The 25667-nt window shown below is 43.4% G+C and carries 31 protein-coding genes; 15 read left to right on the top strand and 16 right to left on the bottom strand.

The features are described from left to right. The first annotated feature begins 14 nt into the window (after positions 1-14). The 3 genes from ACIQXR_RS04125 to ACIQXR_RS04115 all read left to right on the top strand — a co-directional run bounded on the left by ACIQXR_RS04125 (position 15) and on the right by ACIQXR_RS04115 (position 2247). Positions 15-1109, top strand: coding sequence for an FAD-dependent monooxygenase (locus tag ACIQXR_RS04125; protein WP_402871054.1), 1095 nt, complete (start codon positions 15-17; stop codon positions 1107-1109). A gap of 16 nt (positions 1110-1125) precedes the next feature. Beyond that, on the top strand, positions 1126-1692 hold the full coding sequence (locus ACIQXR_RS04120) for a 5' nucleotidase, NT5C type (RefSeq protein ID WP_402871341.1): 567 nt from the start codon (positions 1126-1128) through the stop codon (positions 1690-1692). Positions 1693-1854: 162 nt separating this feature from the next. Then, a complete protein-coding gene (locus tag ACIQXR_RS04115) occupies positions 1855-2247 on the top strand; it encodes a hotdog fold thioesterase (protein WP_402871057.1) in 393 nt (130 codons plus the stop codon). Between the two features lie 52 nt (positions 2248-2299). Here the strand turns inward: ACIQXR_RS04115 and mnhG are convergent, their stop codons facing one another. Genes mnhG through ACIQXR_RS04080 form a run of 7 tightly spaced genes read right to left on the bottom strand, consistent with a single transcriptional unit; the run spans position 2300 to position 8022 of the window. Next, on the bottom strand, positions 2300-2638 hold the full coding sequence (gene mnhG / locus ACIQXR_RS04110; RefSeq protein ID WP_402871059.1) for a monovalent cation/H(+) antiporter subunit G: 339 nt from the start codon (positions 2636-2638) through the stop codon (positions 2300-2302). After that, complete coding sequence (locus ACIQXR_RS04105) at positions 2622-2858, bottom strand: Na(+)/H(+) antiporter subunit F1 (protein WP_402871344.1); 237 nt, start codon at positions 2856-2858, stop codon at positions 2622-2624. The genes mnhG and ACIQXR_RS04105 overlap by 17 nt, the downstream gene beginning before the upstream one ends. Before the next feature lie 47 nt (positions 2859-2905). Further along, positions 2906-3382, bottom strand: a complete 477-nt coding sequence (locus ACIQXR_RS04100) for a Na+/H+ antiporter subunit E (RefSeq protein ID WP_402871061.1) — start codon at positions 3380-3382, stop codon at positions 2906-2908. Positions 3383-3388: 6 nt separating this feature from the next. Continuing rightward, positions 3389-4870 carry a Na+/H+ antiporter subunit D gene (locus ACIQXR_RS04095; protein ID WP_402871064.1) on the bottom strand — a complete coding sequence of 494 codons (1482 nt, stop codon included), beginning with the start codon at positions 4868-4870 and terminating at the stop codon, positions 3389-3391. Continuing rightward, positions 4863-5204 (bottom strand): Na(+)/H(+) antiporter subunit C, encoded by a 342-nt coding sequence (locus ACIQXR_RS04090; RefSeq protein WP_402871066.1) that lies wholly within the window; start codon positions 5202-5204, stop codon positions 4863-4865. The genes ACIQXR_RS04095 and ACIQXR_RS04090 overlap by 8 nt, the downstream gene beginning before the upstream one ends. Further along, the gene (locus ACIQXR_RS04085) at positions 5204-5626 is read right to left on the bottom strand and encodes a Na(+)/H(+) antiporter subunit B (protein ID WP_402871069.1); all 423 of its coding nucleotides are present in this window, start codon (positions 5624-5626) and stop codon (positions 5204-5206) included. Before ACIQXR_RS04085 ends, ACIQXR_RS04090 begins: the two co-directional genes overlap by 1 nt. Continuing rightward, positions 5623-8022, bottom strand: coding sequence for a Na+/H+ antiporter subunit A (locus tag ACIQXR_RS04080; protein WP_402871071.1), 2400 nt, complete (start codon positions 8020-8022; stop codon positions 5623-5625). The genes ACIQXR_RS04085 and ACIQXR_RS04080 overlap by 4 nt, the downstream gene beginning before the upstream one ends. A gap of 316 nt (positions 8023-8338) precedes the next feature. Here ACIQXR_RS04080 and ACIQXR_RS04075 point away from each other — a divergent pair, with 316 nt between their 5' ends. Further along, positions 8339-8911 (top strand): DUF5366 family protein, encoded by a 573-nt coding sequence (locus ACIQXR_RS04075; protein ID WP_402871073.1) that lies wholly within the window; start codon positions 8339-8341, stop codon positions 8909-8911. 75 nt (positions 8912-8986) lie between these two features. Here the strand turns inward: ACIQXR_RS04075 and ACIQXR_RS04070 are convergent, their stop codons facing one another. Both ACIQXR_RS04070 and ACIQXR_RS04065 read right to left on the bottom strand, forming a co-directional pair. Beyond that, entirely contained in the window at positions 8987-9244 is a 258-nt protein-coding gene (locus ACIQXR_RS04070) for a SunI/YnzG family protein (protein WP_402871075.1), read from the bottom strand. A 34-nt stretch (positions 9245-9278) separates the two neighbouring features. Continuing rightward, entirely contained in the window at positions 9279-11141 is a 1863-nt protein-coding gene (locus ACIQXR_RS04065; RefSeq protein WP_402871077.1) for a transglycosylase domain-containing protein, read from the bottom strand. Between the two features lie 289 nt (positions 11142-11430). Between ACIQXR_RS04065 and kapD the strand changes: the two genes are divergently transcribed. Next, on the top strand, positions 11431-12054 hold the full coding sequence (kapD, locus tag ACIQXR_RS04060; RefSeq protein ID WP_402871079.1) for a 3'-5' exonuclease KapD: 624 nt from the start codon (positions 11431-11433) through the stop codon (positions 12052-12054). Between the two features lie 40 nt (positions 12055-12094). On the opposite strand, the gene kapB is transcribed toward kapD, so the two are convergent. Then, a complete protein-coding gene (gene kapB, locus ACIQXR_RS04055) occupies positions 12095-12481 on the bottom strand; it encodes a kinase-associated lipoprotein KapB (protein WP_402871080.1) in 387 nt (128 codons plus the stop codon). Between the two features lie 180 nt (positions 12482-12661). On the opposite strand from kapB, the gene ACIQXR_RS04050 reads away from it, so the two are divergent. From ACIQXR_RS04050 to ACIQXR_RS04035, 4 genes are all read left to right on the top strand, one after another. After that, entirely contained in the window at positions 12662-13252 is a 591-nt protein-coding gene (locus tag ACIQXR_RS04050; protein WP_402871083.1) for a peptidylprolyl isomerase, read from the top strand. 131 nt (positions 13253-13383) lie between these two features. Beyond that, the gene (locus ACIQXR_RS04045; RefSeq protein ID WP_402871085.1) at positions 13384-13608 is read left to right on the top strand and encodes a hypothetical protein; all 225 of its coding nucleotides are present in this window, start codon (positions 13384-13386) and stop codon (positions 13606-13608) included. 143 nt (positions 13609-13751) lie between these two features. Further along, positions 13752-14228 (top strand): GNAT family N-acetyltransferase, encoded by a 477-nt coding sequence (locus ACIQXR_RS04040; RefSeq protein ID WP_402871088.1) that lies wholly within the window; start codon positions 13752-13754, stop codon positions 14226-14228. 15 nt (positions 14229-14243) lie between these two features. Continuing rightward, positions 14244-14858 carry a PH domain-containing protein gene (locus tag ACIQXR_RS04035; RefSeq protein ID WP_402871090.1) on the top strand — a complete coding sequence of 205 codons (615 nt, stop codon included), beginning with the start codon at positions 14244-14246 and terminating at the stop codon, positions 14856-14858. A 50-nt stretch (positions 14859-14908) separates the two neighbouring features. Here ACIQXR_RS04035 and ACIQXR_RS04030 read toward each other — a convergent pair whose 3' ends face one another. Continuing rightward, positions 14909-15766 carry a manganese catalase family protein gene (locus ACIQXR_RS04030; protein ID WP_402871092.1) on the bottom strand — a complete coding sequence of 286 codons (858 nt, stop codon included), beginning with the start codon at positions 15764-15766 and terminating at the stop codon, positions 14909-14911. A gap of 142 nt (positions 15767-15908) precedes the next feature. Between ACIQXR_RS04030 and ACIQXR_RS04025 the strand changes: the two genes are divergently transcribed. Continuing rightward, positions 15909-16661: a TraR/DksA C4-type zinc finger protein gene (locus ACIQXR_RS04025; RefSeq protein WP_402871095.1), complete on the top strand. Its 753-nt coding sequence runs from the start codon at positions 15909-15911 to the stop codon at positions 16659-16661. A 44-nt stretch (positions 16662-16705) separates the two neighbouring features. Here the strand turns inward: ACIQXR_RS04025 and ACIQXR_RS04020 are convergent, their stop codons facing one another. Further along, complete coding sequence (locus tag ACIQXR_RS04020) at positions 16706-17911, bottom strand: MalY/PatB family protein (RefSeq protein WP_403079518.1); 1206 nt, start codon at positions 17909-17911, stop codon at positions 16706-16708. A gap of 85 nt (positions 17912-17996) precedes the next feature. Here ACIQXR_RS04020 and ACIQXR_RS04015 point away from each other — a divergent pair, with 85 nt between their 5' ends. Beyond that, positions 17997-18257, top strand: coding sequence for a DUF1871 family protein (locus ACIQXR_RS04015; protein WP_402871100.1), 261 nt, complete (start codon positions 17997-17999; stop codon positions 18255-18257). 94 nt (positions 18258-18351) lie between these two features. Here ACIQXR_RS04015 and ACIQXR_RS04010 read toward each other — a convergent pair whose 3' ends face one another. Beyond that, positions 18352-19182 carry an alpha/beta fold hydrolase gene (locus ACIQXR_RS04010; protein WP_402871103.1) on the bottom strand — a complete coding sequence of 277 codons (831 nt, stop codon included), beginning with the start codon at positions 19180-19182 and terminating at the stop codon, positions 18352-18354. Positions 19183-19501: 319 nt separating this feature from the next. Between ACIQXR_RS04010 and ACIQXR_RS04005 the strand changes: the two genes are divergently transcribed. Further along, the gene (locus ACIQXR_RS04005; RefSeq protein WP_402871106.1) at positions 19502-20002 is read left to right on the top strand and encodes an Lrp/AsnC family transcriptional regulator; all 501 of its coding nucleotides are present in this window, start codon (positions 19502-19504) and stop codon (positions 20000-20002) included. Beyond that, complete coding sequence (locus ACIQXR_RS04000; RefSeq protein ID WP_402871109.1) at positions 19999-21171, top strand: aminotransferase; 1173 nt, start codon at positions 19999-20001, stop codon at positions 21169-21171. Before ACIQXR_RS04005 ends, ACIQXR_RS04000 begins: the two co-directional genes overlap by 4 nt. Before the next feature lie 160 nt (positions 21172-21331). Here the strand turns inward: ACIQXR_RS04000 and ACIQXR_RS03995 are convergent, their stop codons facing one another. Then, on the bottom strand, positions 21332-21691 hold the full coding sequence (locus tag ACIQXR_RS03995) for a helix-turn-helix domain-containing protein (protein ID WP_402871112.1): 360 nt from the start codon (positions 21689-21691) through the stop codon (positions 21332-21334). A gap of 144 nt (positions 21692-21835) precedes the next feature. Further along, positions 21836-23185, bottom strand: a complete 1350-nt coding sequence (locus tag ACIQXR_RS03990) for a sodium-dependent transporter (RefSeq protein WP_402871115.1) — start codon at positions 23183-23185, stop codon at positions 21836-21838. 332 nt (positions 23186-23517) lie between these two features. Here ACIQXR_RS03990 and yugI point away from each other — a divergent pair, with 332 nt between their 5' ends. Next, on the top strand, positions 23518-23922 hold the full coding sequence (gene yugI / locus ACIQXR_RS03985) for a S1 domain-containing post-transcriptional regulator GSP13 (protein ID WP_402871118.1): 405 nt from the start codon (positions 23518-23520) through the stop codon (positions 23920-23922). 118 nt (positions 23923-24040) lie between these two features. Here the strand turns inward: yugI and ACIQXR_RS03980 are convergent, their stop codons facing one another. Continuing rightward, entirely contained in the window at positions 24041-24274 is a 234-nt protein-coding gene (locus tag ACIQXR_RS03980; RefSeq protein ID WP_402871121.1) for a DUF378 domain-containing protein, read from the bottom strand. Between the two features lie 199 nt (positions 24275-24473). Here ACIQXR_RS03980 and ACIQXR_RS03975 point away from each other — a divergent pair, with 199 nt between their 5' ends. After that, positions 24474-25637 (top strand): iron-containing alcohol dehydrogenase, encoded by a 1164-nt coding sequence (locus tag ACIQXR_RS03975; protein WP_402871123.1) that lies wholly within the window; start codon positions 24474-24476, stop codon positions 25635-25637. The last annotated feature ends 30 nt before the right edge of the window (positions 25638-25667 follow it).

The raw sequence follows: 25667 nt of genomic DNA, 5'->3' as shown, positions 1-25667 counted from the left end.
AACAGGTGAGAAGCATGATGGGTAAAACGGATGTTTGCATTGTTGGTTCAGGACCTGGAGGGGCGCTTTTAGCCTATTTATTGGCCAAACAGAACATTTCGGTCATCCTCCTTGAGCGGAATCAGGCAGTCGCACAGGAATTTCGAGGGGAATTCTTAAACGATGAAGGGGAGAGCATCCTTAAAAAGCTTGGCTTATTTGCGAAAGTGGAGAATCTGGGCCTGCTTAGAATGGAACAGATTGAATATTGGCAGGAGGGGCGACTGGTAAAAGAGATTTATCCGGACGCCCATCAAGATAATCTGGGCATTCATGTTCCGCAGAAGCATCTGTTGAAGGTGATCTTGGATGAAGCTGAAAAGTTAGATTCCTTCCACTTGATGCTGAACACGAGGGTGACAGATCTCGTCCAGGACAAAGAGGGGCGGTTCTGTGGAGTGAAAGCCGTTAAGGATGGGAGTGAATTCACCATTCAAAGCCGATTGATTGTCGGGGCGGATGGAAGGTTTTCAACGGTCCGGAAAAAAGCGAAAATCCCGGTTGAGGTCAAGAACCACGGCTATGATTTACTCTGGGCTAAAATACCGGCCCCTTACGGATGGAAGCCATCGATCAAGAATGCATTGGTCAATGGTTCCCAGTTGGCACTCTTCACTCAGGCGGGGGGGTTCATCCAAATCGGATGGAATATAGAACATGGTTCGTACGCTCAGCTTCGGAAACAGCCTTTTGAACCTTTTATTGAAAAGTTGATCATGAATTTCCCAGAGTTACGGAGTGTGGTCCGTGAAAATATCCAATCCTGGCAGGACTTCATTTTATTGGACGTTCATAGTTGCTCATGTGAAACGTGGACCAAAGATGGTGTTCTGCTAGTGGGGGACGCGGCCCATACTATGACCCCCACTGGTGCTTTCGGACTCAATTGTGCCCTGGGTGACGCTGAACTAGTGGCCCAACAAATTTATGAACACATCCTTCTGGGAGATAGCGGATTAACGGGGCTCAAAAGGGCGGAGCCAAAAAGAAGAGCTTATATTGAAAAGCTACAGGCCTTGCAGGTGGACATGGAGAAATCTTTTGAATCCTTGTTTACCGCGTATGTTTAAATGGAGAGTGAAGAAGATGAGATTCGGTTTTGATATAGATGATACTTTGATTAATTTAAGGGAATATGCATTCCAGTTATATAATGAAAAGCTCAATAAAAATGTAGAGTTAACAAAATTCAAAGCCTTGAAAACCTTGGAGATTCATGAATTGTTCGAGATGAGTAAAGAAGAAGGCGGAAAAATGTGGAATAGCCTTGCCGAAGAAATCTATTATTCCTCGTGCCCGGCGTTTGAGGGGGCAGTGGAAGCATTACAGACCCTTGAAAACGAAGGACATGAAATCTTTTATATTACGGCAAGAAAAGCCGAGCATGGTGAACGGACGAAACAATGGATGATCGAGAATGGATTCCCTGTAAAGGACGACCATTTTTATTGTGGCATGAAAGACCATGAAAAAATTGAAACGATCAAGAAATTGGAGCTGGACTATTATTTCGATGATAAACCGGCCGTTTTGGAAACGTTGGTGGGCATTCAAACGAAGGTATATGCCATCGATAATTCCTATAACCGTGAGATAGAGTCCATCCCAAGACTGACAAACTGGTCGGAGCTGAAGCAGGTTATATCCAAGTAAGACAGGCATGTATATGAGATGGAGGATGACTGGAAGGTACCCGGATCATCCTCTTTTTTCATCAATAATGAATGGTTATTCATTTATATCTGTTATAACTCACCCAGACAAGGTAGAATGGTTTTAATGATAGAATTCTAAAATGAAAGGGATGGGTCTAAGATGGATATCAATGTGGAAGGTTCGTTGATTGGCGCACTTGGGATAGAAATGAAGGAATTGAGTAATGGGAAAGTCATTGCGACCATGCCCGTCGATGAACGGACAAAACAGCCATTTGGTCTATTGCATGGAGGCGCATCGGTCGCCCTGGCCGAGTCGGTTGCGAGCATCGGTGGTTTCCAGCTGGTCGACGGCACGAAACAAGCGGTCGTCGGGCTTGAAATCAACGCAAATCATGTAAGGGGTGTCCGTTCGGGCCTTGTCACTGCAGAAGGGAACATCCTTCATCATGGGAGAACAACCATGATATGGGATGTGAAGATCCGGGATGAAGAAGGAAACCTGGTCTGCGTTTCCAGATGTACGCTGGCAGTCATCGACCTGCCAAAGTGAGAGTGAACAAAAAGGAGCTGCCGTTGGGTAAAACGGCAGCTCCTTTTTTGCTTCATCGGCTTTTCTTCAATTCATCCTGGACACTTTGATCCCACATTTTAACGCCAGAATGGTAGGCGGAGCGGTTGATCAAATGTCCGGCTACTGGACTGGTCATGAAGATGAAGATGATGGCTAGTACGACACGGAAATCGAAATGACTGTGCTTGTAATAAAAGTATAAGAGTGTCCCAATCAGGATGAACATGATCCCGAGGGTGGAACTTTTGGATACGGCATGATTTCGTGTATAAACATCAGGCAACCGGATAATGCCGAAGGCGGATACCAAGAATAGAAAGACACCGATCAAAATAAAGCCTGCAGAAAGAAATTCAGCGATTTCGGTCATTTTCGATGATCTCCCCTTTCTCAAGGAACTTGGCGAAAGCGACCGTTCCGATAAATGACAGGATGCCGAGCAACAGGATGGCTTCTAAATAAGCATTCGTATCCATGACGATGGATGCGAGCGCCACGAGAGCGATGAGGTTGATGCCCATCGCATCCAGGGCAATGACCCGGTCAGGAACAGAAGGTCCTTTAATTAACCGGTATAGAAACCCGAGCATGGATAGTGAGACACCGAGCAAAGCGATTTTAAGTAAAAGATCGAACATTATTTGCTCACCTCCATGATTGCTTTTTCAAATGTGTATTTAATGCTGTCGACGGCTTCTTCTTTATCAGCGATATCCATCGCGTGGATATAAAGGATGCGATTGTCTTCCGAAACCTCCACAACCAGGGTGCCTGGGGTCAGCGTGATTAAATTGGATAGGACGGTAATCTCCCAATCCTTCGTAAGCACGGTCTCGTATGCGAAGATACCCGGTTTCATATCGAGCCTTGGCTTAAGTATGACCTTAAGTACGCTAATATTGGATAACAGGAGCTCCCTGGCGAAAATGAAGAACAGCCGGATGACGGCATACACTCGGTTGAGATAAAAACGGCTGGTGAAAAAATGACGGAAGATAAACAGGATGCCAAGTCCTAAAACATAGCCAATGATGAAGGTGCTTCCGTTGAATTCATTTTTCAAAAACATCCAGATGATAGCCAGGAATACATTCAGTAAAATTTGAAAGGACATCAGGCATTACTCCTTTAAAACCGCATCGATATAAATATCGGGATTCATTAATGTGTCAACGGCTTGTAAAATATAGGGGTAAACCGCTTCTGTTCCCACTCCGTATAAGACGGAAATGGCGACAAGCAGGACCGCAGGGACAAGCATTGTGTTGACCGTTGCCTTACCTAGGGTATACGCGACTTTCGGGGTTCCCCAAAAACCGTGTATGAAAATTTTCATCACAGAATATAGGACCATCAAACTTGATAGCAAGACCATCGCCAAGCCAATATAGGCTCCTTTGTCGGCTGCCCCTTGAAGGATCATCAGCTTGCCGGCAAATCCGCTGAATGGAGGGATTCCGGCCAGTGATAAGGCTGCGATGAAGAAGGTCCAGGCAAGGCCAGGATATTGCTTGATCAATCCGCCCATATTCCGTAAATCATCAGAGCCACTGATCTTAATCATGATGCCCACCAATAAAAACAGTGCGGCTTTGATTAACATGTCATGAATGATGTATAAGATCGATCCGGATAAGGCTGGTTCATTCATCAACGAAATTCCGAAGATGATGACGCCGACGGCAATGATGATATTATAAATGATGATCTTTTTAACATCCCAATAGGCGATTGCACCGATGACTCCCATGATGATGGTTAAAATCGCCAGGACTTGGAGAAACATATGGGTGAAATCTTGGTCATGATGAAACATGAGTGTATAGGTCCTGAAAATGGAATAGACCCCGACTTTGGTCAGCAAGGCTCCAAATAAGGCCATCACGGGGATAGGCGGTGCATAGTAAGAACCCGGAAGCCACTGGAATAGCGGAAAAATGGCTCCCTTCAAGCCAAAGACGATCAAGAAGCCGATCGCGATGACCGATAGGATGGCAGGTTGTCCTGCCTCTGCTATCCGCTGACTCAGGTGTGCCATATTCAACGTGCCGAGCACTGAATACAGATAAGCGACCATGATGACGAAAAAGGAGGAAGAAAGAACATTGACGATGATGTACTTCAATGATTCCCTCAGCTGAATTTTCGTTCCTCCCAAGACAAGGAGTACGTAGGAGGCCATCAGCATGACTTCAAAAAAGACGAATAGGTTGAACAGGTCACCGGTAAGGAATGCCCCATTCACGCCAATCAGTAAAAATTGAAAGACAGGATAGTAATAATGGGCCTCACGTTCTTTCCCTATGGAGTAAAACGAGTAAACCAGTATCGCCAATCCAATGATATTCGTGGTCAGAACGAGTAAGGAGGCAAGCATGTCAGCGACAATCACAATACCGAAAGGCGCATCCCAGCTGCCGACTCCCAGTGTCAAGATCCCTTCATTATGAACGGAAAGGACCAAATAGATAGCAATCCCGATTCCGATGAGGGATGAAATGAAAGAAATCCCTCGTTGAAGCTTGATTTTTTTTGAAAAGAAAATAAGGATGATGCCTGTAAAAAGCGGTAATAAAACAGGCAAGAATGGTAGATTAATCATTTGTGTCGGTACCTCTCATTTCTTCCATATCGTCCGTCCCCAGTTCCTGGTAGGTCCGGTAGGCAAGTACTAATAAAAAGGAAGTGACACCGAAGCTGATGACGATCGCCGTTAAGATGAGAGCTTGTGGAAGCGGGTCAACATAAGACGTCGCCACATCCCCAAGCAATGGGACGGAACCTCCTTTTAAACCACCCATCGTTAAAATCAAAAGATGGGCCCCATGACTAAGCAACCCTGTACCGATGATGATCCGCAAAATGCTCTTGGATAGCATCAAGTAGGTTGCACACATAAATAGAATTCCTATGACAATGGCCATTAAAAGTTCCATTATTCACTCTCCCCTATCGTTTGAATAATGGTCATCGTTACACCAACAACCACGAGGTAAACGCCTAAATCAAAAAGTACCGCTGTATGAAGCGAGATGTGACCAAGGATGGGAAAATCGATATAACGGTACACATGAGTCATGAGCGGAACCCCGAACAGGAGCGAACCGGCTACAGTCAGGGCAGAGATGAATAAACCTGCACCTATCATCAGTTTATAGTCAATCGGCAAGATCTCCGCGACGGTTTTAATGTCATAGGCGAGTAAAAGAAGGACAATCGCCGCTGATGTCATCAATCCGCCGACAAACCCGCCCCCCGGTGAGTAGTGGCCGCCTAAAAAGATGGAAACGGAAAAAAGTAGGATAACAAAGGCCGCAACCTTTGTCACCGTTTGAAGAATCAAGTCATTTTGTTTCATGATTTATCTTTCCTCCCAGTCAGTCGCAATTTAATCATCGCGAAGATCCCGAGTGCTGCGATGGAAAGAACACTTATTTCAAACATCGTATCAAGTCCGCGGAAGTCAACGAGAATGACATTGACCACGTTTTTTCCTCCTGCTTCCTTATACGCATTTTCAAGGTAATAACTTGAAATGGAAGCAAATAGCTTATTGCTATGCGCTGATAAAGCAATCAATGTGACGATCACGCCAACGCCAATTGAAATCAAGGCATTATTCAACCTGAATGTCATCCGCTCTTCCTTCCTGCTTGCAAGTAATGGTAAATGGAAGAAACAGAGCAGGAAAAGCGCGACGGAGATGGTTTCAATGACAAGTTGCGTCAATGCCAAATCCGGTGCTCTAAGCAAGACGAAAAATAGGGAAATGGTATAGCCGACCGCCCCTAAGAGGATGATCGATGTTAAACGGGATTTCGCAAATAGAATGGCAATCGATCCAATCACGATGATAGCCGCCAAAACGACTTCATAGACGCCGAATGGAGCAAAGTTTCCTGTATCGAGTACAAAGGCATCTTTCCAGTAAAGGGAAAAGCCTAAGGAAAGGATGAAGAAAAGGAAAATCGAGAGCAGATAGTTTCGAATCGACCCTGTCATGAGAAACTTCATGATGGTAGATGCCGAGCGTTCCATCCCCTTTAATCCATGATCATAAAGGGAGTTCAATGAAAAACGGTCTGGCACTATCCGATAGATGCCGTTCCATTTGGATAACGTTTTGTATAAAATGATCCCTACCACAATGATTCCGATCGTCATCCATACTTCCGGCTGGAAACCATGCCAGAATGCGATATGAACATGATAATCCGGGTCTGCCAAGCTTGGCTGTATACTCGCCACAGCCGGCTCGATGATTGACGAAGATAGTAGATTAGGGAAAATCCCGAATACAAGGACCAAAGACGCAAGGATAATCGGTGAAATCAACATGCCAATCGGTGCTTCATGCGGTTTCTTATCCAAATGTCGAAGTTTCCCTGTAAAAGGCTTAAGAACGACAATCATGCTGTAAATGAAAGTGAAAACACTAGCAACCCAAGCCACTACCGGGAATAACACGCCCCATGTCTCCATATTGAATATATCCAGTTCCAATACATTCACCATGGCAGCCAGGAACATTTCCTTACTTAAGAACCCATTGAACGGAGGAAGCCCGGCCATGGAAAAGGCACCGATGATGGCCACCGTAAAGGTGATGGGCATCAGCTGCATCAAGCCACCAAGCTTGCGGATGTCCCTTGTACCAGTTTCGTGGTCAATAATACCTGCCACCATGAATAGACTTCCTTTGAAGGTTGCATGGTTAATCAAGTGGAAGACGGCGGCCACTGTTGCGGCCAGGTATATATTGTCCCCCAGCGTGTCATAGTGAAGGGCAGCGGCTCCGATTCCCAATAGAGACATGATCAAACCAAGCTGACTGACGGTGGAAAAGGCAAGAATCCCCTTTAAGTCCGTTTGTTTCACAGCTGAGAATGAACCCCAGAATAAGGTGACCAACCCGGCAATCGAAACGAGCCAGAACCAGACACCGGATTCCGCAAACACCGGGCTTAGACGGGCAACCAGATAAATGCCAGCCTTGACCATTGTCGCGGAATGGAGATAGGCACTGACTGGTGTCGGTGCTTCCATGGCATCAGGTAGCCAGATGTGAAATGGGAACTGTGCCGATTTAGTGAAGGCACCCAGTAAAATGAGTAGAAGAGCAGGGATGAAAAGCGGATGATCCAACAGTTCGCCGCTTTGAGCTATCAGTTCCCTTATGCTGTAGGTGTTTCCCATGATGGAAAGGAGCACGATTCCCCCAAGCATGCTTAATCCGCCAAAGACGGTGATCAGCAGGGATTTCTGAGCTCCATAACGTGAGCGTTCCCTTTCGTTCCAATACCCAATGAGTAAAAAGGATGACAAACTTGTAAATTCCCAAAATGAATAGAGAACGATTAAATTGTCGGAAAGGACCACACCAAGCATGGCGCCCATGAATAGTAAGAGAAAGACATAAAACTGGTTCAGTTTTTCTTTTTCTTTTGATAGATAAAAGATGGAATACAAAATAACGAGTGAACCAATCCCCGTTATGAGCAGAGCGAACAAAAGACCTAGTCCGTCTACATAAAAGTCAATATGTATTCCTAGTGAAGGAATCCAAGTAGCCCGTTCAGTTATGGTCTCCCCTTGTTTGGTTGAAGAAATGAACCGGGAAAAATAGCTAAATAGAAGAACGGGTAAAATCAGTACAAACCAGCCAGTATGTATTCGACGTAAATACTTGTATAAAAACGGTATTAAGATGGCCAAAAGAAATGGTGATAATACCGCCCAATGAAGCAAAGACATAAACTCCCCCCTTATAAACGAAGTCATCGCCTTATTATGCATTTTTTTACACAATCCTAGACGGTAAAGTATCTTCGTTGAATGTGTTTTTTTTATATGTGTTACGTGTCATTCCTAAAAGTATAACCCAATTTTTGAGGGTTTGCATGACATTAGGAGCGAGGAATACTGATTGATATCGAGTTTTATATATAGGTAGAAAAGGAGCGTGAAACGGCTCAAAAAATATTTTCAGAGGGGTGCAAAGAGGGGAATATATGTAAAAATCCATTGTGAAATCCTTTTATATCTTGCATAATAATAGGATAAAAGATACATGGATGGAGAAAAAATGAAAAACACGTATTTACTTAGTTATTTCCCGATCATTGCGATACTACTGTTTAGTCTGTCCTTTGCGATTTATGGGGAAATGCAGGTGCTTATCTTATTCGGGAATTTAGGAATCTATCAAGGGATGTTGGAGTTCTTTTCCGAGACAGGAATTAAGCTTGCCTTGATGATTGTGTTGTTGTTGGTCATGTTCATGGTCTTTGCAGCGCTGAAGTTAATCTCGGACACGGTCATTGAGCTTTCCCTTCTATTCTTTTCCAAAGATTCGGATGGGAAAGCATTGACGAGCATCAGGATGGGGTCGGTCATTTATGTGATCGGCGGAGCTTGTTCATTGTTCAGCGTCCAATTCCTCCCGGGGCTCATTTCCATCTTCCTTATCACGAATGTCGTGGCCCTGATTTACTTTGTGTTTAAGTTAAGCTCCAGTGTGAATGTATCTGGGCTGGTCGGACTCATCTTCTTTCCCATCTTCGTATGGACCGCGTTAGTCGCCATCGTCGCTTATTCAGGGTTGAAGTTGTATAACAGCGTGATTGCCAGCCTACCGATATAGGGAATACTCATCCATATACGGAGAAAAGAGCTGCCGGGAACATCCAGCAGCTCTTTTCATCGTGTACTTGGTTCCTTATATCCGTGCGTTGATCTTGTTTTGTATGGAAGTGGCATTCGTTGTGAACAAGATATACGTATCAGATACAGTATGAAGCACGATACGATCCGTTGTAGCATATGGCGTGCCAATTCTGATCGCACGTTTATCTTCACCCGCATATGTATCATCTTGAGTCACCCTTATGATTTCGGAAATGGGTATTTCTATTGTGGATAGTTGCCATTTAATGAGTAAATGATCCTGTGATTTTTCAATTGCGATTCCTAGCATCATAATCCCTCCGTCGTCTTATCATGACTTGCTTTTACCATTCAGCGACTTGGCTGATTGCCTTCCATATCTCTATCTGGGGCTGTCGCGAATAGACGGCTTGCAGGTTGGCTGGCTTATCTTTCCCAACCCAGACGCCGGTTGTATAGTTTCCTGTCAGGCCGACGAACCAAATGTCTTTGGCATCATTGGTTGTGCCTGTTTTTCCCCCGATATATTCAGACGGGAAATAGGCTGAGCGTGCCGTCCCATTTGTGGTGACTTCGTGAAGAAGCTGCCGCATTTTGCTGACGGTGTTTTTATTCCACACCTTTTTCGATTGATTTTTCCATTTATAAAGAACGTTTCCTTCTTGGTCCGTGACCTTCGTGATTGCCCGTGCAGGCTGGTAGCGGCCATCATTGAATGATGTAAAGGCATTGGTCATTTCGAGAGGGCTCATCCCGTATTCAAAACCGCCGATGGCCGAACTGATGTGGTGATCTTGGATGGACACCTTTTTGAATTGAAAGGCATTAAGATAGCTGAAGCTCTTTTCTATGCCGGTCTTTTCAAAAAGCCTGATGGCCGGCGTATTATAGGATTGTGCAAAAGCATTCCTTATAGTGACCATGCCGTAGCTCGCCCCATTGTAATTTTGTGGACAGTAGCTGTTGCTACAATAGTTTGCCCCGCTAACAAGCTGATTGATATCCGCTCCCGTTTCTTCTATATAAGGTGCATAATCCAGAAGAGGCTTTATGGTCGAACCAGGTTGCCTGTAACTTTGGTATGCCCGGTTGAAAGAATTTTTTTTATAATCCTTTCCCCCAATCAAAGAGACAAGCTGGTGCGTATGATGCTGTATAACCACTGATGCACCTTCGATATCATTGAATCCGATTTTCGATTGCATGGCCGACTTGGCCTGGGTCTGTAAATTGATATCGAGTGCCGTGTGAATGGTCACGCCAGATTTCAAAAGCTGTGTGACCTGTTCATTCAGTTTGGCTTCCGCTTGATTGCGTGTGACTTCATCCGAGCTTTTCAATGGTTTTGTCAGACCTTCCGCCGAAGCGACCAGGTTTTTCAACTCTTGATGGACATATGTCACATAATCAGGGTATAAATCGATGTTGGTGGACAAGTCCAACCTGATTTCCTTTTTAATGAGTTTATCGAACTCCTTCTGCTCCAGTTTACCTTGGACAACCATTTGTTTTAGTATCCGCTCCTGACGCTTTTTCGTGTTATCAAAGTGTTTAAGAGGGTTATAGAGTTCGGGATTATTAGGAATGGCTGCAAGAAAGGCCACTTCGGCCTTTGATAGATCCTTGATCGATCGGCTGAAGTAGAGTTGGGAAGCCGCCTCGATTCCGTAAGCCCCGTTGTTGAAGTAAATGGCATTCATATAGAGCTCGATGATTTCGGACTTGGACCGTTTCCGTTCTAGCTGGTAGGCGTAAAAGAGTTCACTTAGCTTTCGGTTATACGTCTTGTCATGGGTAAGGAAAACATTCCTGGCCAATTGCTGGGTGATGGTACTCCCGCCTTGTTTGATTGCACTCTTCTGTGAATTGACAAGCAAGGCCCTACTGATCGCGGTTATATCAATTCCCCTATGCTCATAAAATTTTTGATCTTCCGTGACAATGAACAGGTCTTCTAGAAACACGGGTATATCGTCAAGCTTCAAATAGATCCGGTTTTCTCCATTGGAAATTTCACTAATCACTTTCCCATTTGCGGCCGTCATGTAACTGGTCTGAGCCAGGTCAATCTGATCGAAGGGGATGCGTTCATCCAAGACATGATGGGGAGTTTCAGCTAAAGACCACTCCTGATAGGAAAGAAAGATGAAGATGGATAAGACAGGAACTAAGAAGAAAATCGTGATATAGCCAAGGTACACGCGCATAGTTCAACTTCCTAACTAATATATTTTTAGTAACTTAATGGAAAAGATGTGGGTAAAAAAGAGTGGTCCTTTCGCTCCGTTTCATCCATCATAATCCAATTAAGGAAGATGATAAAGGGTTTCTTCTGAAGTTGCTTAACGCAATGGGGAAAAACTGGCTGGGTGAATGGCTCTGGCTTAATGAAAATCAAATAAAAACTTATTTCAATCTTCTGTTATAATATTCTTACGGAAAAAATAACCAAATTTAGTCGGTGGAAAGATGTCATGAATAAGGAGGGTTCGGAAAATGGATGGACAACAGCAGTATGTATTCATTGATTTTGAATTTACAATGCCCGAAGGAAAGGCAAATCCAGTTGGTTTCTACCCAGAAATCATTGAGGTCGGTTTAATCGCAGTCGTAAACGATACAGTCCAAGAACAGTTTTCTTCCTACGTTAATCCGTCAAGGTTTCCAGAATTGACGAATCGATGCAAGAAATTCCTGAATATCACCCAAAACCAGGTGGATCGTGGAATTTCATTTGAAGAATTGGTTTCCTTTTTAGCAAAATTGGATGAGAAGCATCCAACGACCATCGTCACCTGGGGTAACATGGATATGAAGGTGCTACGTCAGAACTGTCAAAAAGCAGGTCTGAATTTCCCTTTCACGGGGAAACAGAGCGATCTTTGCCTGGAATACAAGCGTTTCTTCGGAGATCAAAATCAAACGGGATTATGGAAAGCCGTACAGGCCTATGGAAAAGAGGGGACAGGTAAGCATCATAGGGCCCTTGATGATGCCATTACCACGTATAATATCTTTAAACTGGTGGAGAAAGACAAAAGTTATATGAAAAATCACGAACCGACGACAATCGGTGACCGCATCGATTTATCCAAAGTATTGAATCATTTAGCGTTATAAAAGCCAAATCAATTTCTATTGATTTGGCTTTTATTATATGTTATTTAAAATAATCCGCTGCTAGGTCTTCAAGCAGCTCCAAACTTTTGTTGTTCCATTCTGTTTGGCTTTCGGTTAAAGTGCGGGCCATCTTCTCAACAGATACCCGTAAGGATTCCTTATAATCTGGAATGTCCCCATCGTATACCCTCACCATATTCATCGGGACATTGGTTTGTTCCCGGAATGCCAGGGCACGTCGTTGATGAAACATGGATACTTCCGTTTGCTTCGGATTATGAAGGTCTCCCTGCATAGGATGCTTCATGACTGCCAATACTTTTACAAGATATGCAGAAGGACGGATATCGGTGATTTCCCCGATATATTTCCCTGTTTTATAAATGGCGGTTACCTTATCGCCAACCTTGAATTCATGCTCGGACATTCCTTCATCCACCTTTCTTGTTCACTCCCTACATGATACATAAGTACGATGATTTTATACAATGAATTTGTTTACTGTATCAAAGATGCATTTTTTTCCGAAGTCGTGTAAAGTGTAGAAATGAAGGTTAAAGAATGGAGATATGAGCCATTTATTTAAAAACGAAAGAGGTAATGAACCATGACAACATTTCCACAATTAACAACCGAAATATCGGAAAATGAAAAAGCGGTGATCATGCAGACGACGCTTGGTGATATTAAAATCAAGCTGTTTCCCAAGCATGCTCCTAAAACAGTAGAAAACTTCTTAACACATGCCGAGAATGGATATTACGATGGAATCATCTTCCACCGTGTCATAAAGGATTTCATGCTACAAGGCGGAGATCCGACAGGTACAGGAATGGGTGGGGAAAGCATCTGGGGCACGAATTTTGAAGATGAATTCTCCATGGAACTGTTCAATCTGCGCGGAGCCCTTTCCATGGCGAATGCGGGTCCAGGAACGAACGGAAGCCAATTCTTCATCGTTCAGGCACAGCATGTAGACAGCAGAATGGGTGAACAAATGAAGCAAGCCGGATATCCGGAAGAAATCATCAGTGCGTATATGGAAAATGGCGGAACACCATGGTTAGACCACAAACATTCCGTTTTTGGCCAAGTTATCGAGGGCATGGATGTTGTCGATACGATCGCCAATGTAGAGACGGTTGCGGGAGACAAGCCAGCTGTGGATGTAGTCATTAAAGGCATTACGATTTTATAAACGAAGGTACGTGAAGCGGGGGGCATAGGGCCTCTCGCTTTTTAGTTTCTAGGGGAGGAACTTGACTAGTGGATTGATTCAATAATTGCTATAATGAGGAAAAAGATCATTTTTCAGGAAGGATGAAATAGATGGACGTTCTCTACTCCGCACTATTAGGCATGTTTCTTTATTTTCCGGAAGACAAAAGTGAATATATTCCCGCAGGCATTACCTGTGTCATCTTTTTGATTGCAGCTGGGTTTACGATGAGGGCCATCATCAGATACTCGAAGAAAGAAGAATTGAAGACGAAGAAGTTCGAGGAGGAAGTGACGAAAAGAAACCGGCATCTACAAGATGATTCCCTTTCTTGAACGGCTTTGTGCTTCTGACTACCTCGTTTTAGCAAAACGGGAATACTTTAGAAAAAAATGAAACAAATAAACTAGTTCCCATTTTGGCATAAGCATTTTATACTATAAGCTATAGAGAGAGAGTTTTGGGGGCGGAAAGTGTTATGCAAATCATAGCGAAGAGAATGATTGCGACAGATACGGTCAAGAGCTTCTTCATGGAACACTGGGAGACGACACAAGTCGTCTTTTCAATCGGCATGTTCCATTATGCGGAACTCGATGGATTTGCGGTAATGGATGGGGATGAGAAAATCACGGGGATGGTCACGTATAAAGTGCTGAATCAACAATGTGAAATCATTTCCCTGAACAGTGAGCATGAGAATCAGGGCGTGGGCTCATCCTTACTTTATGTGATTGAGAATATCGCCAAGGAAAAGAATTGCCACTCCATTAAAGCCATTACCACGAATGATAATTTACAGGCTTTGAAGTTCTTTCAAAAACGTGGGTATGTCATTTCCGAGATTGTGAGGAATGCCGTGGAAGAGTCAAGAAAGACAAAACCGGAAATCCCGTTTTACAGCTCCGATGGCATTCCAATACGGGATGAAATCATTCTCGAAAAACTAGTTTAAATAGGAGGAATGGATATGTTTAAGAAAATGGCAGCAGATGCTCTGGGTCTCAGTGATATAGGAAGTGTGATTAAGCCTGCTGATTATGATAAGGTCGATGCTGATGATTACATCATGCATGAAGATGACGAGAAAATTTATTTCTTGATTAAATCGAAAACGGATGAATATTGCTTCACGAACCAAGCGTTCATCCATCTCGACGGAACAAGTGCCATCAGCAAGAAACGGATGCTGACCAGATATAGCTATAGCCAGTATGAGTTTTCGCATGTGACATTAGAAACCGCTGGTACCGTCGATTTAGATGCTGAGATTAAATTCTCGATCGGTGCTAAAACCTTCTCGATTGACGTGCATAAGAAATTCATCGAGGAATTGAAGGATCTATTTAAATCACTCGTTAAAATTTCGGAAATTTGCCATGAGAATGCCTATGCCCTTCAATTTGCGCAACAAAGCGTAAATTTGGCCTCATCGACATTGAATCAAGTCCGTACAGATGGCAGCCAAATGGTGTCCAGCTTCAAGGATATCAATGCCGCTGCGTTTGACTGGTTGATGGATAGCCGCAAGAGGTACCATGTGAAAGATTTCGGGTATGTGTTCGAAAAATATATCAATAATTAATATCCACAATCCATACAAAAGCGGACACAGCGATGTGTCCGCTTTTTCGTTTAGTTATTGAGGTCATTCAAACCTGGAGCATGTTCACTAGGCATGTCCGGCATCTCTGGAACTGGAAATCCTTTAGGTGGTTCCATGACAGAAAGATTGCCGCCATTACGGCTTGGTGTCTCCCCTTGGAATACTTCGCCGATCTGGGTTTGGTCAAGCCTGAAGTTGAATTGGGCATTATGGTAGCCCAAATCTACATATTTCCGGCATTCCGGATATTTATTCAGGTCATAATTTGGGACAGGGAAGATTTTACCCCAATCCACTCCCAGTGTTTCTAAAGCCTTTGCAAACGCATTTTGATGGGCGTTGTCACGTACCATGAGGAACGCAATGGTTTCACGCAAGGTTTTATTGGAGCTCATTTCATAAATTCTCGATTTTTGGAGTACCCCCGTCGATTCAAGCATCACATTGTTTAAAAGGTTGGCAATTAAGTTTCCATGATCGTATACCCATGACCCATTCCAAGGGTTACCTCCCGCGTCTACGGGAAGGGAAGCTTTGGCACCGATGATAAAATGGTGGGGGTTCGCACCAGACTGAATCACTTCCTCAAGTGGTGCACCATTCGGACCTGAATTTCCCGGTAGATTTCCACCCGCTTCATTTAGCAGCTGATTGATTGTGGTCTGAACAAGCTCTACATGGCTTAGCTCCTCTATAAAAATGCCGCGTATTAAATCTCTATATTTTTTTTCCTTACCACGGAAGTTGGCGCTTTGAAACGAAAACTGCATCAACGTACGCATCTCTCCGAATTGGCCACCGAGCGCTTCTTGAAGGACTTTTGCAGCATGTGGATCCGGTTTGTCCGGTACGATCATATTAATTAGATCCTCTTTATAAAAATACAATGATTAGCCTCCTTTAAGATTTGGTATCATTAGTTAGTTTTTGCAGGATTGTTCAATTTATTCTCGAGGGAAAAAATACCTTTATGGAATGCGCCAAAGAGAGAAATACTAGGGAAAGGTTGATTATGAAAGGGTGTTGCATATGCTATCCAATCAGCAACTAAATAGCTTCCAACAGCAACTTCAGCAAACGAAGCACCGGTTGGGAGAGCAATTAGAGGAATCTTACGCACTTGGCTTAAGAAAGAACGTACGAAATTGGACAGGGGAACTATCCGTGTATGATAACCATCCGGCGGATCAAGGAACGGAATTATTCGAACGTGAAAAAGATTTGGCACTTGGGGAGCATTATCGTGATGAAATCAGGGATATCGAACGAGCGCTTAAGGCCATTGATGAAGGGAATTATGGAAAATGCGAGGTTTGTTCGAAGGAGATTCCGCTTGAAAGGCTGAATATTGTCCCGACCACGACTTTTTGTGTGGAACATAGCCCATCTCAAGAGACTTCCCATAATCGTCCGGTCGAAGAGGAGGTGCTTGGTCCAAGCTTCGCCACATATGATTGCGATGGGACGAGCTCTGTCGGATATGATGCGGAAGATAGCTGGCAAGACGTAGCTAGATATGGTACATCGGAGACGCCTTCCGACTTTGCCTATCCACCAAGTGATTATGAGGATACGTATATCGATTCGTCTGAAAATGTAGGATTCGTCGAGAACTATGAGAATATAGCCGGTGTGGATCTATATGGGGAAAACTTAACGGTTTATCATAACGTCCAATACCAGGAAATAGAAGATGACTTAATAGAAGAGGATACTCAGACTCCCTTTGGAGATTTGCCGCGTTATGAAAAAGATCCGTATGTCGAGGAAGAAAACCAATAGCCAAAAGCAAAGAACCAGGCAATTCGCCTGGTTCTTTGTCTGTTTTATGAAAAAGCCAGTTTGAGACGAGTTAATCCATCTTGCAGCAGGCTGCGTGAACAGCCGATATTCATCCGGACAAATCCTTCTCCGCCTGCACCATATTTTGTTCCAGGCTCTAAGGCGATTTTTCCTTTATGGATCAGTCGTTCTTGTATTTCCTTATCGGAAAGACCGAGTTCGCGACAGTCAATCCATAGGAGGTAAGAGGCATCAGGATGCATGACGCGAAGGGAAGGAATTTCAGTAGAAATGAACGCCTCGGCCACTTTAACATTTTCTTCAATATACTCAATCAAATCGGTGAGCCAACTAAGCCCATCCCGGTAGGCGGCTTCCATGGCCGTTAAGGCAAAAATATTCAAACCGTGAAAGGCCTGTCTTGTTTGGGCATTCTGCAGTTTGACCTGGAGCTCTTTATTGCTGGTAATCAAGAACGAGGCCTGGAGACCAGCGATATTGAACGTTTTGCTTGGTGCCATTAACGTGACCGTGATATCGGCTAACTTGTCCGCCAATGAAGCGATAGGATGATGCATGGCTGTTGAGTGAAAGAGGTCTGCGTGGATCTCATCGCTGACAATGGTGACATGATGGGCCAAGCAAAGTTCCCCGATGCGCAATAACTCCTCCTTTGTCCAAATGCGACCGCCAGGATTATGAGGACTGCAAAGGAGGAATAGCTTAACGCCGGTCTTCAACTTTTCCTCAAAATCTTCAAAGTCGATGGCAAATCCGTTAGCTTCCAAGAGAAGGGGACTATTGACCACTTCCCGTCCATTGTTTTTAATCATGTCGAAGAAAGGGGTATAGACAGGAGATTGCACCAGAATCTTATCCCCAGGTTCCGTAAAGGCCTGAATGGTGGAACCGATGGCTGAAACGACGCCAGAACTGAATGTGATCATGTCTTTTGTGATGGACCATTGATGCCGGTCTTTCACCCATTTTTGAATCTCGCCGTACACCGACTCTGAAGGGACGGTATATCCGAAGACCGGATGATTCGCTCGTTCGATTAACGCTTTTTGAATAGGTTCAGGAGAAGGGAAATCCATATCGGCCACCCACATAGGCAGGATGTCTTCCCTGCCATATAATGATGTAAGGGCCATTTTGTCCCACTTTACAGAACCGGTATGTTCCCTACTGATGTGTTCATCAAAAATAGATCTGTTCAATATATTCACCGCCAAATCATTTTTTATCATGCCCTGTTAACGTCTTAACGAAAAGATACTTGTTATGATACTATGATAACATGTTCTTTCCGAAATTATGGAGCAGGTGATTATAATGGATACACAACAAATGAATATAGCGTTTGTGGCTACTTTGCAAGAATGGGATCCGTATGGGATTGGCGGGGAACTATATGAACCGGAGATTGCCGACACGGTAGTGGCCTTACGCGATATAGATGACCTTCAGGAACTGGCGGAAAAAATCAAGTCCATCTACGAATTTGCATTTGCTGAACCCGTCCAGTTGGAACGGTGTCTACAGGTTGCACAAAAACTGCTGATCATCAAAAATGATGCCAGCTGCTCGATTTAAAGAAAAGGGATGACTCCGAATTCGGGTCATCCCTCTTTATAATTCGGGTCATCCCTCTTTATAATTCGGGTCATCCCTCTTTATACGGTTTCGTCTATTCGTCTAAAAACTCCTTGATTAACTGATACACTTCTTCGGGTTTCTCCTCAGGAAGTAAATGGCCCGTGTTTTCCATGACAATGAGCTTGGAATTGGGGAGGTCTTCATGTAGTCTTCTTCCAATGTCGAGCGGAACCACTCGATCATACCGCCCCCAAACAAGCAGGCAGGGCGTATCGATTGAATGAAGTTGTTCGGATGATAAATCGCTTTCCTTATCACGTAACATCCTTCCTAAGGCACGAAATATATCATGCTTCTTCATGAAAGGATCGAGATAGCCCTGGCGCATTTCATCGTCGATCATCGTCTGATTATGGACGACATTCCTTAGATTCTTTTCGATGCCGGACCTTTGGAGATATCCCTTTACCCCAAATGAAAAGAAAGGGAAGTAGCTGAGCATCTTCATCTTTCTCGGGAAGCTTGGCTCGTACCCGGATCCGGCAAGAAGGACGGCGCGCTCGACCAGGCCAGGATAGGCTTTGATGAGTTGCAAGGAAACCTGTCCACCCATGGAATGCGCAATGATGCTGAACTTCTTGATGTTCTTTTCTTCCAAAAGCTGTACGACGGAACCTGCGATGTTCCGGAAAGAGTATGTATAGCGATTAGTTTTCCCACTTTGACCGAATGGAGGCAAGTCTATCGAGATGACATTATAGTCTTTCGTTAAATGGGGTATCAGTTTCCGGAAGCTAAAGCTTGATGATAAAAACCCATGGATTAATACCAGGGTGGGGAAAGAGTCATGAACATGAATGTGTTCATAATACATATCGATATCCCCGATCTGCTCAATGTCTTTCTTTACGTAACTTTCCATATTCGTGTTCTCCTCTACCATTCCTAAGCAAAATAAGAAGCTACTGCTGTTGCTTATCTTCCTTAGTTTTAAATAATTTCCTCTTTATCCTGTTACATAACAATACCAGAAATTATCCCCATTAGAAAATACAATTACTATAACAGATATTACGTGAACTTTGGTATAATAGTGTAAGTTTATCCTGACAGAATAGAACTTATTAATTTAATCGTGACATACATGCCTTTAAACAAGGCTTTAAAAGGAAATTGATCGGGCTTTCTGCCAGCCAAACCATCATGTCTACATTTATGAATTCTAATAGGGAGGTTTTCCAATGCATTTGAATGAAGGGGAATTGGAAGTCTTAAGAATCATTGAAAATAACAGCCGGATCGATCAGAAGGATTTGGCTAAAATGACCGAGTTATCTGAAGCGGACATTGAAGCAACGTTGAAGAAATTGGAAGATATGCGTGTGATTGTACGCTACTTGACCGTGATTAACTGGGCAAAAGTAGATGAATATCACGGTGTGACAGCCATGATCGATGTTAAAGTAACCCCAAAACGCGGAGTTGGTTTCGATGAAGTCGCCAAACGTATATATCGATTCAAAGAAGTGGAGTCCGTTTATTTGATGTCCGGTGCGTATGACCTTTCCGTCATCGTGGAAGGTCGTTCAATGAATGAAGTGGCAAGGTTTGTATCGGAAAAACTTTCGACGCTCGATTCTGTCATTTCCACGACAACTCACTTTATTATGAAGAAATATAAGCATGATGGGACAATTTTTGAACAAACAGAAGAAGACAGAAGGATAGTGGTATCACCATGATTAAAACGAGTTTCGTGTCAAAAACGGTTTCAGAGCTAAAACCATCGGGTATCCGTCGATTTTTCGACTTGGCTGCCAATCTAGAAGGAGTCGTTTCACTTGGAGTGGGAGAACCGGACTTCGTTACATCCTGGGCAGTCCGGGAAGCGGCAATCAACTCATTGGAAGAAGGATACACCTCTTATACAGCTAATGCCGGCTTGATGGAATTGAGGCAGGAAATCAGTGGATATATGAAAAAGCAGTTTGAGGTTTCGTATGATCCCGAGAATCAAATCATTGTTACGGTGGGTGCAAGTCAGGCCCTCGACATTGCCCTTAGGACAATCTTGAATCCTGGTGAGGAAGTCATCGTCGTCGAACCTTGTTTCGTTGCCTATGCACCATTGGTAACGATGGCAGGAGGGGTGCCGGTCACTGTCCAAACTTCCAGGGAGCATGACTTTAAGTTAATGCCGGAGCAACTCGAAGCGGTCATTACACCAAGGACGAAGGCAATCTTGATTTGTTCGCCGAATAACCCGACTGGAACTCAGTTAGAGAAATCGGAGTTGGCAGCACTTGCTGAAATCATCAAAAAGCATGATTTATTAGTCCTTTCCGATGAGATTTATGCGGAGCTTGCATATGATGAGAAATATACGTCATTTGCCGCCATCGACGGCATGCTTGAGCGTACGATCGTCATCAACGGGTTCTCTAAAGCGTTTGCGATGACTGGATGGCGTCTTGGATTTGTATGTGCGCCTAAGGACATTTCCGCAGCGATGCTCAAAGTCCATCAATACGCGATGATGTGCGCTCCGACCATGGCACAGTTTGCAGCATTGGAAGCTTTGAAGAATGGAATGCAAGATGTGGAAGATATGCGCCGCAGCTACAGAGGAAGACGCAACTATATCGTAAAGTCATTTAACGAAATCGGTCTGGACTGCCATAATCCAGGCGGAGCTTTTTATGCCTTCCCATCCATCGAGAAAACGGGCATGACTTCCATGGAGTTCGCAGAAAAACTGCTGACTGAAGAACTTGTGGCCGTGGTACCGGGAGATGTTTTCGGGGAAAGTGGTGAGGGGCATATCCGTTGTTCTTATGCTTCTTCCATGGAACAGCTTCAGGAAGCCATTAAAAGAATGGATCGGTTCATGCAGAAATATAGCAAGTACTAAAACCCCATACGCAAAAAAATAGGGATTCGCCGTAATATACGGCGAATCCCTATCCATAGGGGGAATTAGAAAAAAGAGTTAATCTTAATGGATTAACATAGAAAGTGTTAATCATAGTATATCCAGTTTATAGAAAATAATACGCCTGATATGGATATTTTTACAATTTAGTTTGTGTGTTATATAAATGATGCATGATCGTTAAGATTTGTTCTTCACTGAAATCTTTCGCAGTACGGAGGATGAGCTTAGCCTGTTTGAGTCCAATTTCCTGAATGAGTTCTTCCATTTCTTCATCCAAACCGGAAGCATTCGCAACGGGGCCATTTTGGATTAGCTCTGAGGCAGGGATATCAAGAACGGTGGAAAGCCGTAAAATGGTCTGGGTATCAGGCGTGACTTCCCCTGATTCATACATTTCAATTTTCTTGGTGCCCATACGTAGTTTCAAAGCCAGTTCTTGTTGAGTGAGATTATGATCTTCCCGGTATTGCCGAATATTCTTTGCGATATTTGACATGTCAATCACTCCTTTTTCAGGAAATAGTAGTAATAAGGTTATTTTACCATATTTTAACTTGTTCGCAGTGGGAATGATATGGATATTTTGTGAAAAGAAAACGCCGTATCGATTACCGATGCGGCGTTTTGAATGAAGGAAACATTACTTGTCAAATAGACCGATTGAACTCAAAAAGACGACGAGTATCGCTACCGGAACGATATAGCGAATGAGAAAGTACCAAAGTTTAAAGAAAGAGAATCCTGGGCTTGCCCCCATTTCGAACTCTTTCTGAACTTGGAGCCTTTTCATCTGATAGCCAATGAAAAGAGAAATGAATAAGGCTCCGATAGGCAAGGCGATGTTGCTGGTCACATAATCAGCGAGGTCGAAGAAGGTCAAGTTGAAAATCTTCACATCGGAGAGTACGCCAAATGATAATGCACTTGGAATCCCGATCACGAAAACAAGAAGGCCGGCTATCCATGAAGCTTTCCGGCGCTTCCGAGCATCGCCCTTTATCATGGATGCTACGATGATTTCCAGAATGGAGAACGCTGAAGTAAGCGTAGCGAATAATAATAATACGAAGAAAATCGCCATGAAAATGCCACCGAAGGTAATTTCATTAAAGACCGCAGGCAACACGACAAAGACGAGTCCTGGTCCACTTGAAGGATCGAAACCAAGGGCAAATACGGCCGGGAAAATGACCAAGCCCGCCAATAAGGAAATGAAAATATTCAACCCGACTACGGATAAAGCCGATTTTGTAATATCATCATTCTTACTTAAGTACGAAGCATAGGTGACCATCACGGAAATACCTACACTCAGTGCAAAGAAGGATTGTCCTAGCGCTAATAAAATCGTCTGCTCCGTCAAGGAGGAGAAATCCGGTTTCAAAAAGAAACGAACACCTTCCATCGCACCTTCAAGTGTCATGGAACGAATGAGAAGGACAAGAAAAAGGACGAACAGGGAAGGCATCATGTACTTATTGGCCTTTTCAATCCCTTTGGATACGCCACCTTGAACGACCCAAATCGTCAAGACCATGAAAAGAAGCTGCGCAATGACCGTTTCATAAGGACTGCTGATAACGGTATTGAAAAGGCCACTGTATTCCGATTGGGTTAAATTTGATAGGGACCCGGTAAAGCTTCTCCATAAATAGGAAAGGATCCAGCCACCAACAACACTATAGAAGGAAAGTAAAATGATGGATGCTAGAACTCCGCCATATCCTAGTAACACCCAGGGTTTACCTGGTGAAATGTGCTTGTAGGCCCGAATGGCATCTTTTTGTGCATTCCGGCCGATGGTGAATTCGGCGATGAGTAAGGGTGTGCCGATCAAGAGGGTGAAAATCACGAAAAAAAGGAAAAAGACGCCGCCTCCATTTGTCCCTGTCATATATGGAAACTTCCAGATGGCACCCAAACCAATAGCGGACCCAGCCGCTGCTAGAATGAATCCGATTTTGGAAGACCATTGCTCTTGTTTTGCCATGGTGAAAAACTCCTTTAGAGGTATAGAAATACGTGAATGTAGAGATAAACATTTTCTCATCTTACTACGATTAATCTCAATTTGGTAGTTTTTTGTTATGCTAATTTTTTGAAAAATTAATGATCAAAAAAATGGGGACAAAGAATTAAATGAAAACTTTTAGGATAAGTTATAAATAATAGCCATATATCGAAATGGATACTCAATTACAAAATTTTTACGTTTTAGCGGAAAAAGTATGGTATACTTAACTTTGATTATTTCCAGCTCTGTGATATAATTTTGTATTGCGTGAAAAGCCGAAAAAATATATATAAAATAGGAGTGTTACCATGTCTGAAAAATTCGAAATTGGTGCAGTAGTTACTGGTAAGGTAACTGGTATTCAACCTTACGGTGCATTTGTTGCTTTAGATGATTCAACTCAAGGATTAGTTCATATTTCTGAAATCACTCACGGGTTCGTAAAAGATATTAACGAACATTTAAAAGTGGGCGATGAAGTGAAAGTTAAAGTACTTTCAATCGATTCAAAAGCTGGAAAAATCGGCTTATCAATCCGCGCAACAGAAGAAGCTCCTGAGCGTACTGAAGCTCCTAAGAAAGCTCCAAAAAAACGCCAAGCATCTGTTAAAGCAACATCACACATCGAGTCTACTGAAGGATTCAACTCTTTAAAAGATAAACTTCAAGCGTGGATCGATCAATCTGAACGCGAAGACTTAATCAAAAAATAATTTTTTTAACCGGATGGTCTTAGGACCATCCGGTTTTTTTATTATTCTTCAATAATTGATAAAGCCGGGACATGTTTCATGGACCGGCTTTATTTTATACATATTTTCTTTTAGCGATTCATTGAGTTGGTTTTGTTTCAGTTTCACGAGACGTTTGGGGACTTGGCTTGAAGAGAAGACCAAGATTGATAAGCCCGGCGATTCCCACTAAGCCATAAACGATGCGAGCCAAAGCAGCATCTTGTCCGCCGAAAATCGCTGCGACTAGATCGAACTGAAAAAATCCAATTAGTCCCCAGTTGATGGCTCCGATGATTGTTAAAACAAGGGCCGTTTTTTGTAATCCACTCATTGTATAGCCTCCTTTTTTATAAGCATCTTTCTTTACTTATCATGCTTTTTGAAGATAATTATATACACCCCAGAAAAAACTTCTAAACGGATATTTTGTATTTATATGGAATGTTCGTCATAATGAAGGGATAAAATATCCATTGCTGCAGTGGCATGGGGCCGCTGAAAAAAGGCAATGCAAAAGGAGATTATATATATTGGAAAATTACACGTATAAGAATCCTACTAAGATCATCTTTGGTAGAAACCAATTGAAAAGCATAAAAGAGGAAATTCCTGCCTACGGAAAGAGAGTGCTGCTCGTCTACGGTGGCGGAAGCATCAAGAAAAACGGGCTGTATGATAAAGTGATGGCGGAATTGAAAGAAATCCAGGTGGAAGTATATGAACTAGCAGGAGTTGAACCAAACCCAAGGATCACGACTGTCCGTAAAGGTGTGGAGTTGTGTAAGGAACATCAAATCGACTTCGTGCTAGCGGTAGGCGGCGGAAGTGTTATCGATGCAACAAAAGGCATCGTTGCGGGTGCGAAGTATGAAGGAGACGCTTGGGATCTTGTCACCAAAAAGGCTCCCGTCAAAGAAGCCCTTCCTTTTGGGACAATCCTTACGATTGCTGCAACCGGTTCTGAAGCGAATTCGGGTTCGGTCATTACGAATTGGGAAACGAAAGAGAAATACGGATGGGGAAGTCCTTTGTTATTTCCTAAATTCTCGGTCCTTGATCCTGAAAATACTTTTTCACTTCCAAAAAATCAAACCGTCTATGGCATGGTCGATATGATGTCACATGTTTTCGAAACGTATTTCCATCAAGAAACGCATGCTCCGCTTCAGGACCGCTTTTGTGAATCACTTCTGGTGACGGTCATGGAAACGGCTCCAAAGTTATTGGAAGATCTCGAGGATTATGAAAATCGTGCTACGATTTTGTATGCGGGCAATGTGGCGTTAAATGGTTCACTGGGAGTAGGATATCTTGGCGATTGGGCCACTCATAATATTGAACATGCCGTCTCTGCGGTCTATGATATTCCCCATGCGGGAGGCCTGGCAATATTATTCCCTAATTGGATGAAACATGTGCTCCATGAAAATGTCGAGCGGTTTAAACAAGTTGCCGTCCGTGTCTTTCAGGTCGACCCAGAGGGCAAATCAAGTGAAGAGGTTGCGCTTGAGGGAATTGAACGCCTTCAGTCATTCTGGAGCAGCTTAGGGGCCCCGTCGCGTCTTGCAGATTACGATATCGACGATTCACAACTTGAAGTCATTGCCGATAAAGCGATGAGCAATGGAGAATTCGGTCGGTTTAAAGTATTGAATCGCGAAGATGTCCTTGCGATTCTACGTGCTTCATTATAAGAACCTTACGATAGGCTCCCACTATTCGAT

This window comes from Peribacillus sp. NPDC097224, from assembly GCF_044761985.1.
Classification (GTDB): Bacteria; Bacillota; Bacilli; order Bacillales; family DSM-1321; genus Peribacillus.
The sequence above is the reverse complement of the archived record's forward strand: the minus strand, read 5'-3'. Positions and strand labels throughout refer to the sequence as shown.

Excerpts from the sequence above, each read along its gene's own strand:
- yugI (WP_402871118.1), top strand. The coding sequence starts at position 23,518 with ATGTCTGAAAAATTCGAAATTGGTGCAGTAGTTACTGGTAAGGTAACT.
- ACIQXR_RS03995 (WP_402871112.1), bottom strand. The coding sequence starts at position 21,691 with ATGTCAAATATCGCAAAGAATATTCGGCAATACCGGGAAGATCATAAT.
- ACIQXR_RS04075 (WP_402871073.1), top strand. The coding sequence starts at position 8,339 with ATGGATGGAGAAAAAATGAAAAACACGTATTTACTTAGTTATTTCCCG.
- ACIQXR_RS04000 (WP_402871109.1), top strand. The coding sequence starts at position 19,999 with ATGATTAAAACGAGTTTCGTGTCAAAAACGGTTTCAGAGCTAAAACCA.
- ACIQXR_RS04040 (WP_402871088.1), top strand. The coding sequence starts at position 13,752 with ATGCAAATCATAGCGAAGAGAATGATTGCGACAGATACGGTCAAGAGC.
- ACIQXR_RS04125 (WP_402871054.1), top strand. The coding sequence starts at position 15 with ATGATGGGTAAAACGGATGTTTGCATTGTTGGTTCAGGACCTGGAGGG.
- ACIQXR_RS04095 (WP_402871064.1), bottom strand. The coding sequence starts at position 4,870 with ATGATTAATCTACCATTCTTGCCTGTTTTATTACCGCTTTTTACAGGC.
- kapD (WP_402871079.1), top strand. The coding sequence starts at position 11,431 with ATGGATGGACAACAGCAGTATGTATTCATTGATTTTGAATTTACAATG.
- ACIQXR_RS04045 (WP_402871085.1), top strand. The coding sequence starts at position 13,384 with ATGGACGTTCTCTACTCCGCACTATTAGGCATGTTTCTTTATTTTCCG.
- ACIQXR_RS04020 (WP_403079518.1), bottom strand. The coding sequence starts at position 17,911 with ATGATAAAAAATGATTTGGCGGTGAATATATTGAACAGATCTATTTTT.
- ACIQXR_RS04115 (WP_402871057.1), top strand. The coding sequence starts at position 1,855 with ATGGATATCAATGTGGAAGGTTCGTTGATTGGCGCACTTGGGATAGAA.
- ACIQXR_RS03980 (WP_402871121.1), bottom strand. The coding sequence starts at position 24,274 with ATGAGTGGATTACAAAAAACGGCCCTTGTTTTAACAATCATCGGAGCC.
- ACIQXR_RS04080 (WP_402871071.1), bottom strand. The coding sequence starts at position 8,022 with ATGTCTTTGCTTCATTGGGCGGTATTATCACCATTTCTTTTGGCCATC.
- ACIQXR_RS04070 (WP_402871075.1), bottom strand. The coding sequence starts at position 9,244 with ATGCTAGGAATCGCAATTGAAAAATCACAGGATCATTTACTCATTAAA.
- ACIQXR_RS04050 (WP_402871083.1), top strand. The coding sequence starts at position 12,662 with ATGACAACATTTCCACAATTAACAACCGAAATATCGGAAAATGAAAAA.
- ACIQXR_RS04010 (WP_402871103.1), bottom strand. The coding sequence starts at position 19,182 with ATGGAAAGTTACGTAAAGAAAGACATTGAGCAGATCGGGGATATCGAT.
- ACIQXR_RS04005 (WP_402871106.1), top strand. The coding sequence starts at position 19,502 with ATGCATTTGAATGAAGGGGAATTGGAAGTCTTAAGAATCATTGAAAAT.
- ACIQXR_RS03990 (WP_402871115.1), bottom strand. The coding sequence starts at position 23,185 with ATGGCAAAACAAGAGCAATGGTCTTCCAAAATCGGATTCATTCTAGCA.
- ACIQXR_RS04065 (WP_402871077.1), bottom strand. The coding sequence starts at position 11,141 with ATGCGCGTGTACCTTGGCTATATCACGATTTTCTTCTTAGTTCCTGTC.
- ACIQXR_RS04025 (WP_402871095.1), top strand. The coding sequence starts at position 15,909 with ATGCTATCCAATCAGCAACTAAATAGCTTCCAACAGCAACTTCAGCAA.
- ACIQXR_RS04015 (WP_402871100.1), top strand. The coding sequence starts at position 17,997 with ATGGATACACAACAAATGAATATAGCGTTTGTGGCTACTTTGCAAGAA.
- ACIQXR_RS04085 (WP_402871069.1), bottom strand. The coding sequence starts at position 5,626 with ATGAAACAAAATGACTTGATTCTTCAAACGGTGACAAAGGTTGCGGCC.
- ACIQXR_RS04120 (WP_402871341.1), top strand. The coding sequence starts at position 1,126 with ATGAGATTCGGTTTTGATATAGATGATACTTTGATTAATTTAAGGGAA.
- ACIQXR_RS04105 (WP_402871344.1), bottom strand. The coding sequence starts at position 2,858 with ATGCTCGGGTTTCTATACCGGTTAATTAAAGGACCTTCTGTTCCTGAC.
- kapB (WP_402871080.1), bottom strand. The coding sequence starts at position 12,481 with ATGTCCGAGCATGAATTCAAGGTTGGCGATAAGGTAACCGCCATTTAT.
- mnhG (WP_402871059.1), bottom strand. The coding sequence starts at position 2,638 with ATGACCGAAATCGCTGAATTTCTTTCTGCAGGCTTTATTTTGATCGGT.
- ACIQXR_RS04035 (WP_402871090.1), top strand. The coding sequence starts at position 14,244 with ATGTTTAAGAAAATGGCAGCAGATGCTCTGGGTCTCAGTGATATAGGA.
- ACIQXR_RS04100 (WP_402871061.1), bottom strand. The coding sequence starts at position 3,382 with ATGTCCTTTCAAATTTTACTGAATGTATTCCTGGCTATCATCTGGATG.
- ACIQXR_RS04090 (WP_402871066.1), bottom strand. The coding sequence starts at position 5,204 with ATGGAACTTTTAATGGCCATTGTCATAGGAATTCTATTTATGTGTGCA.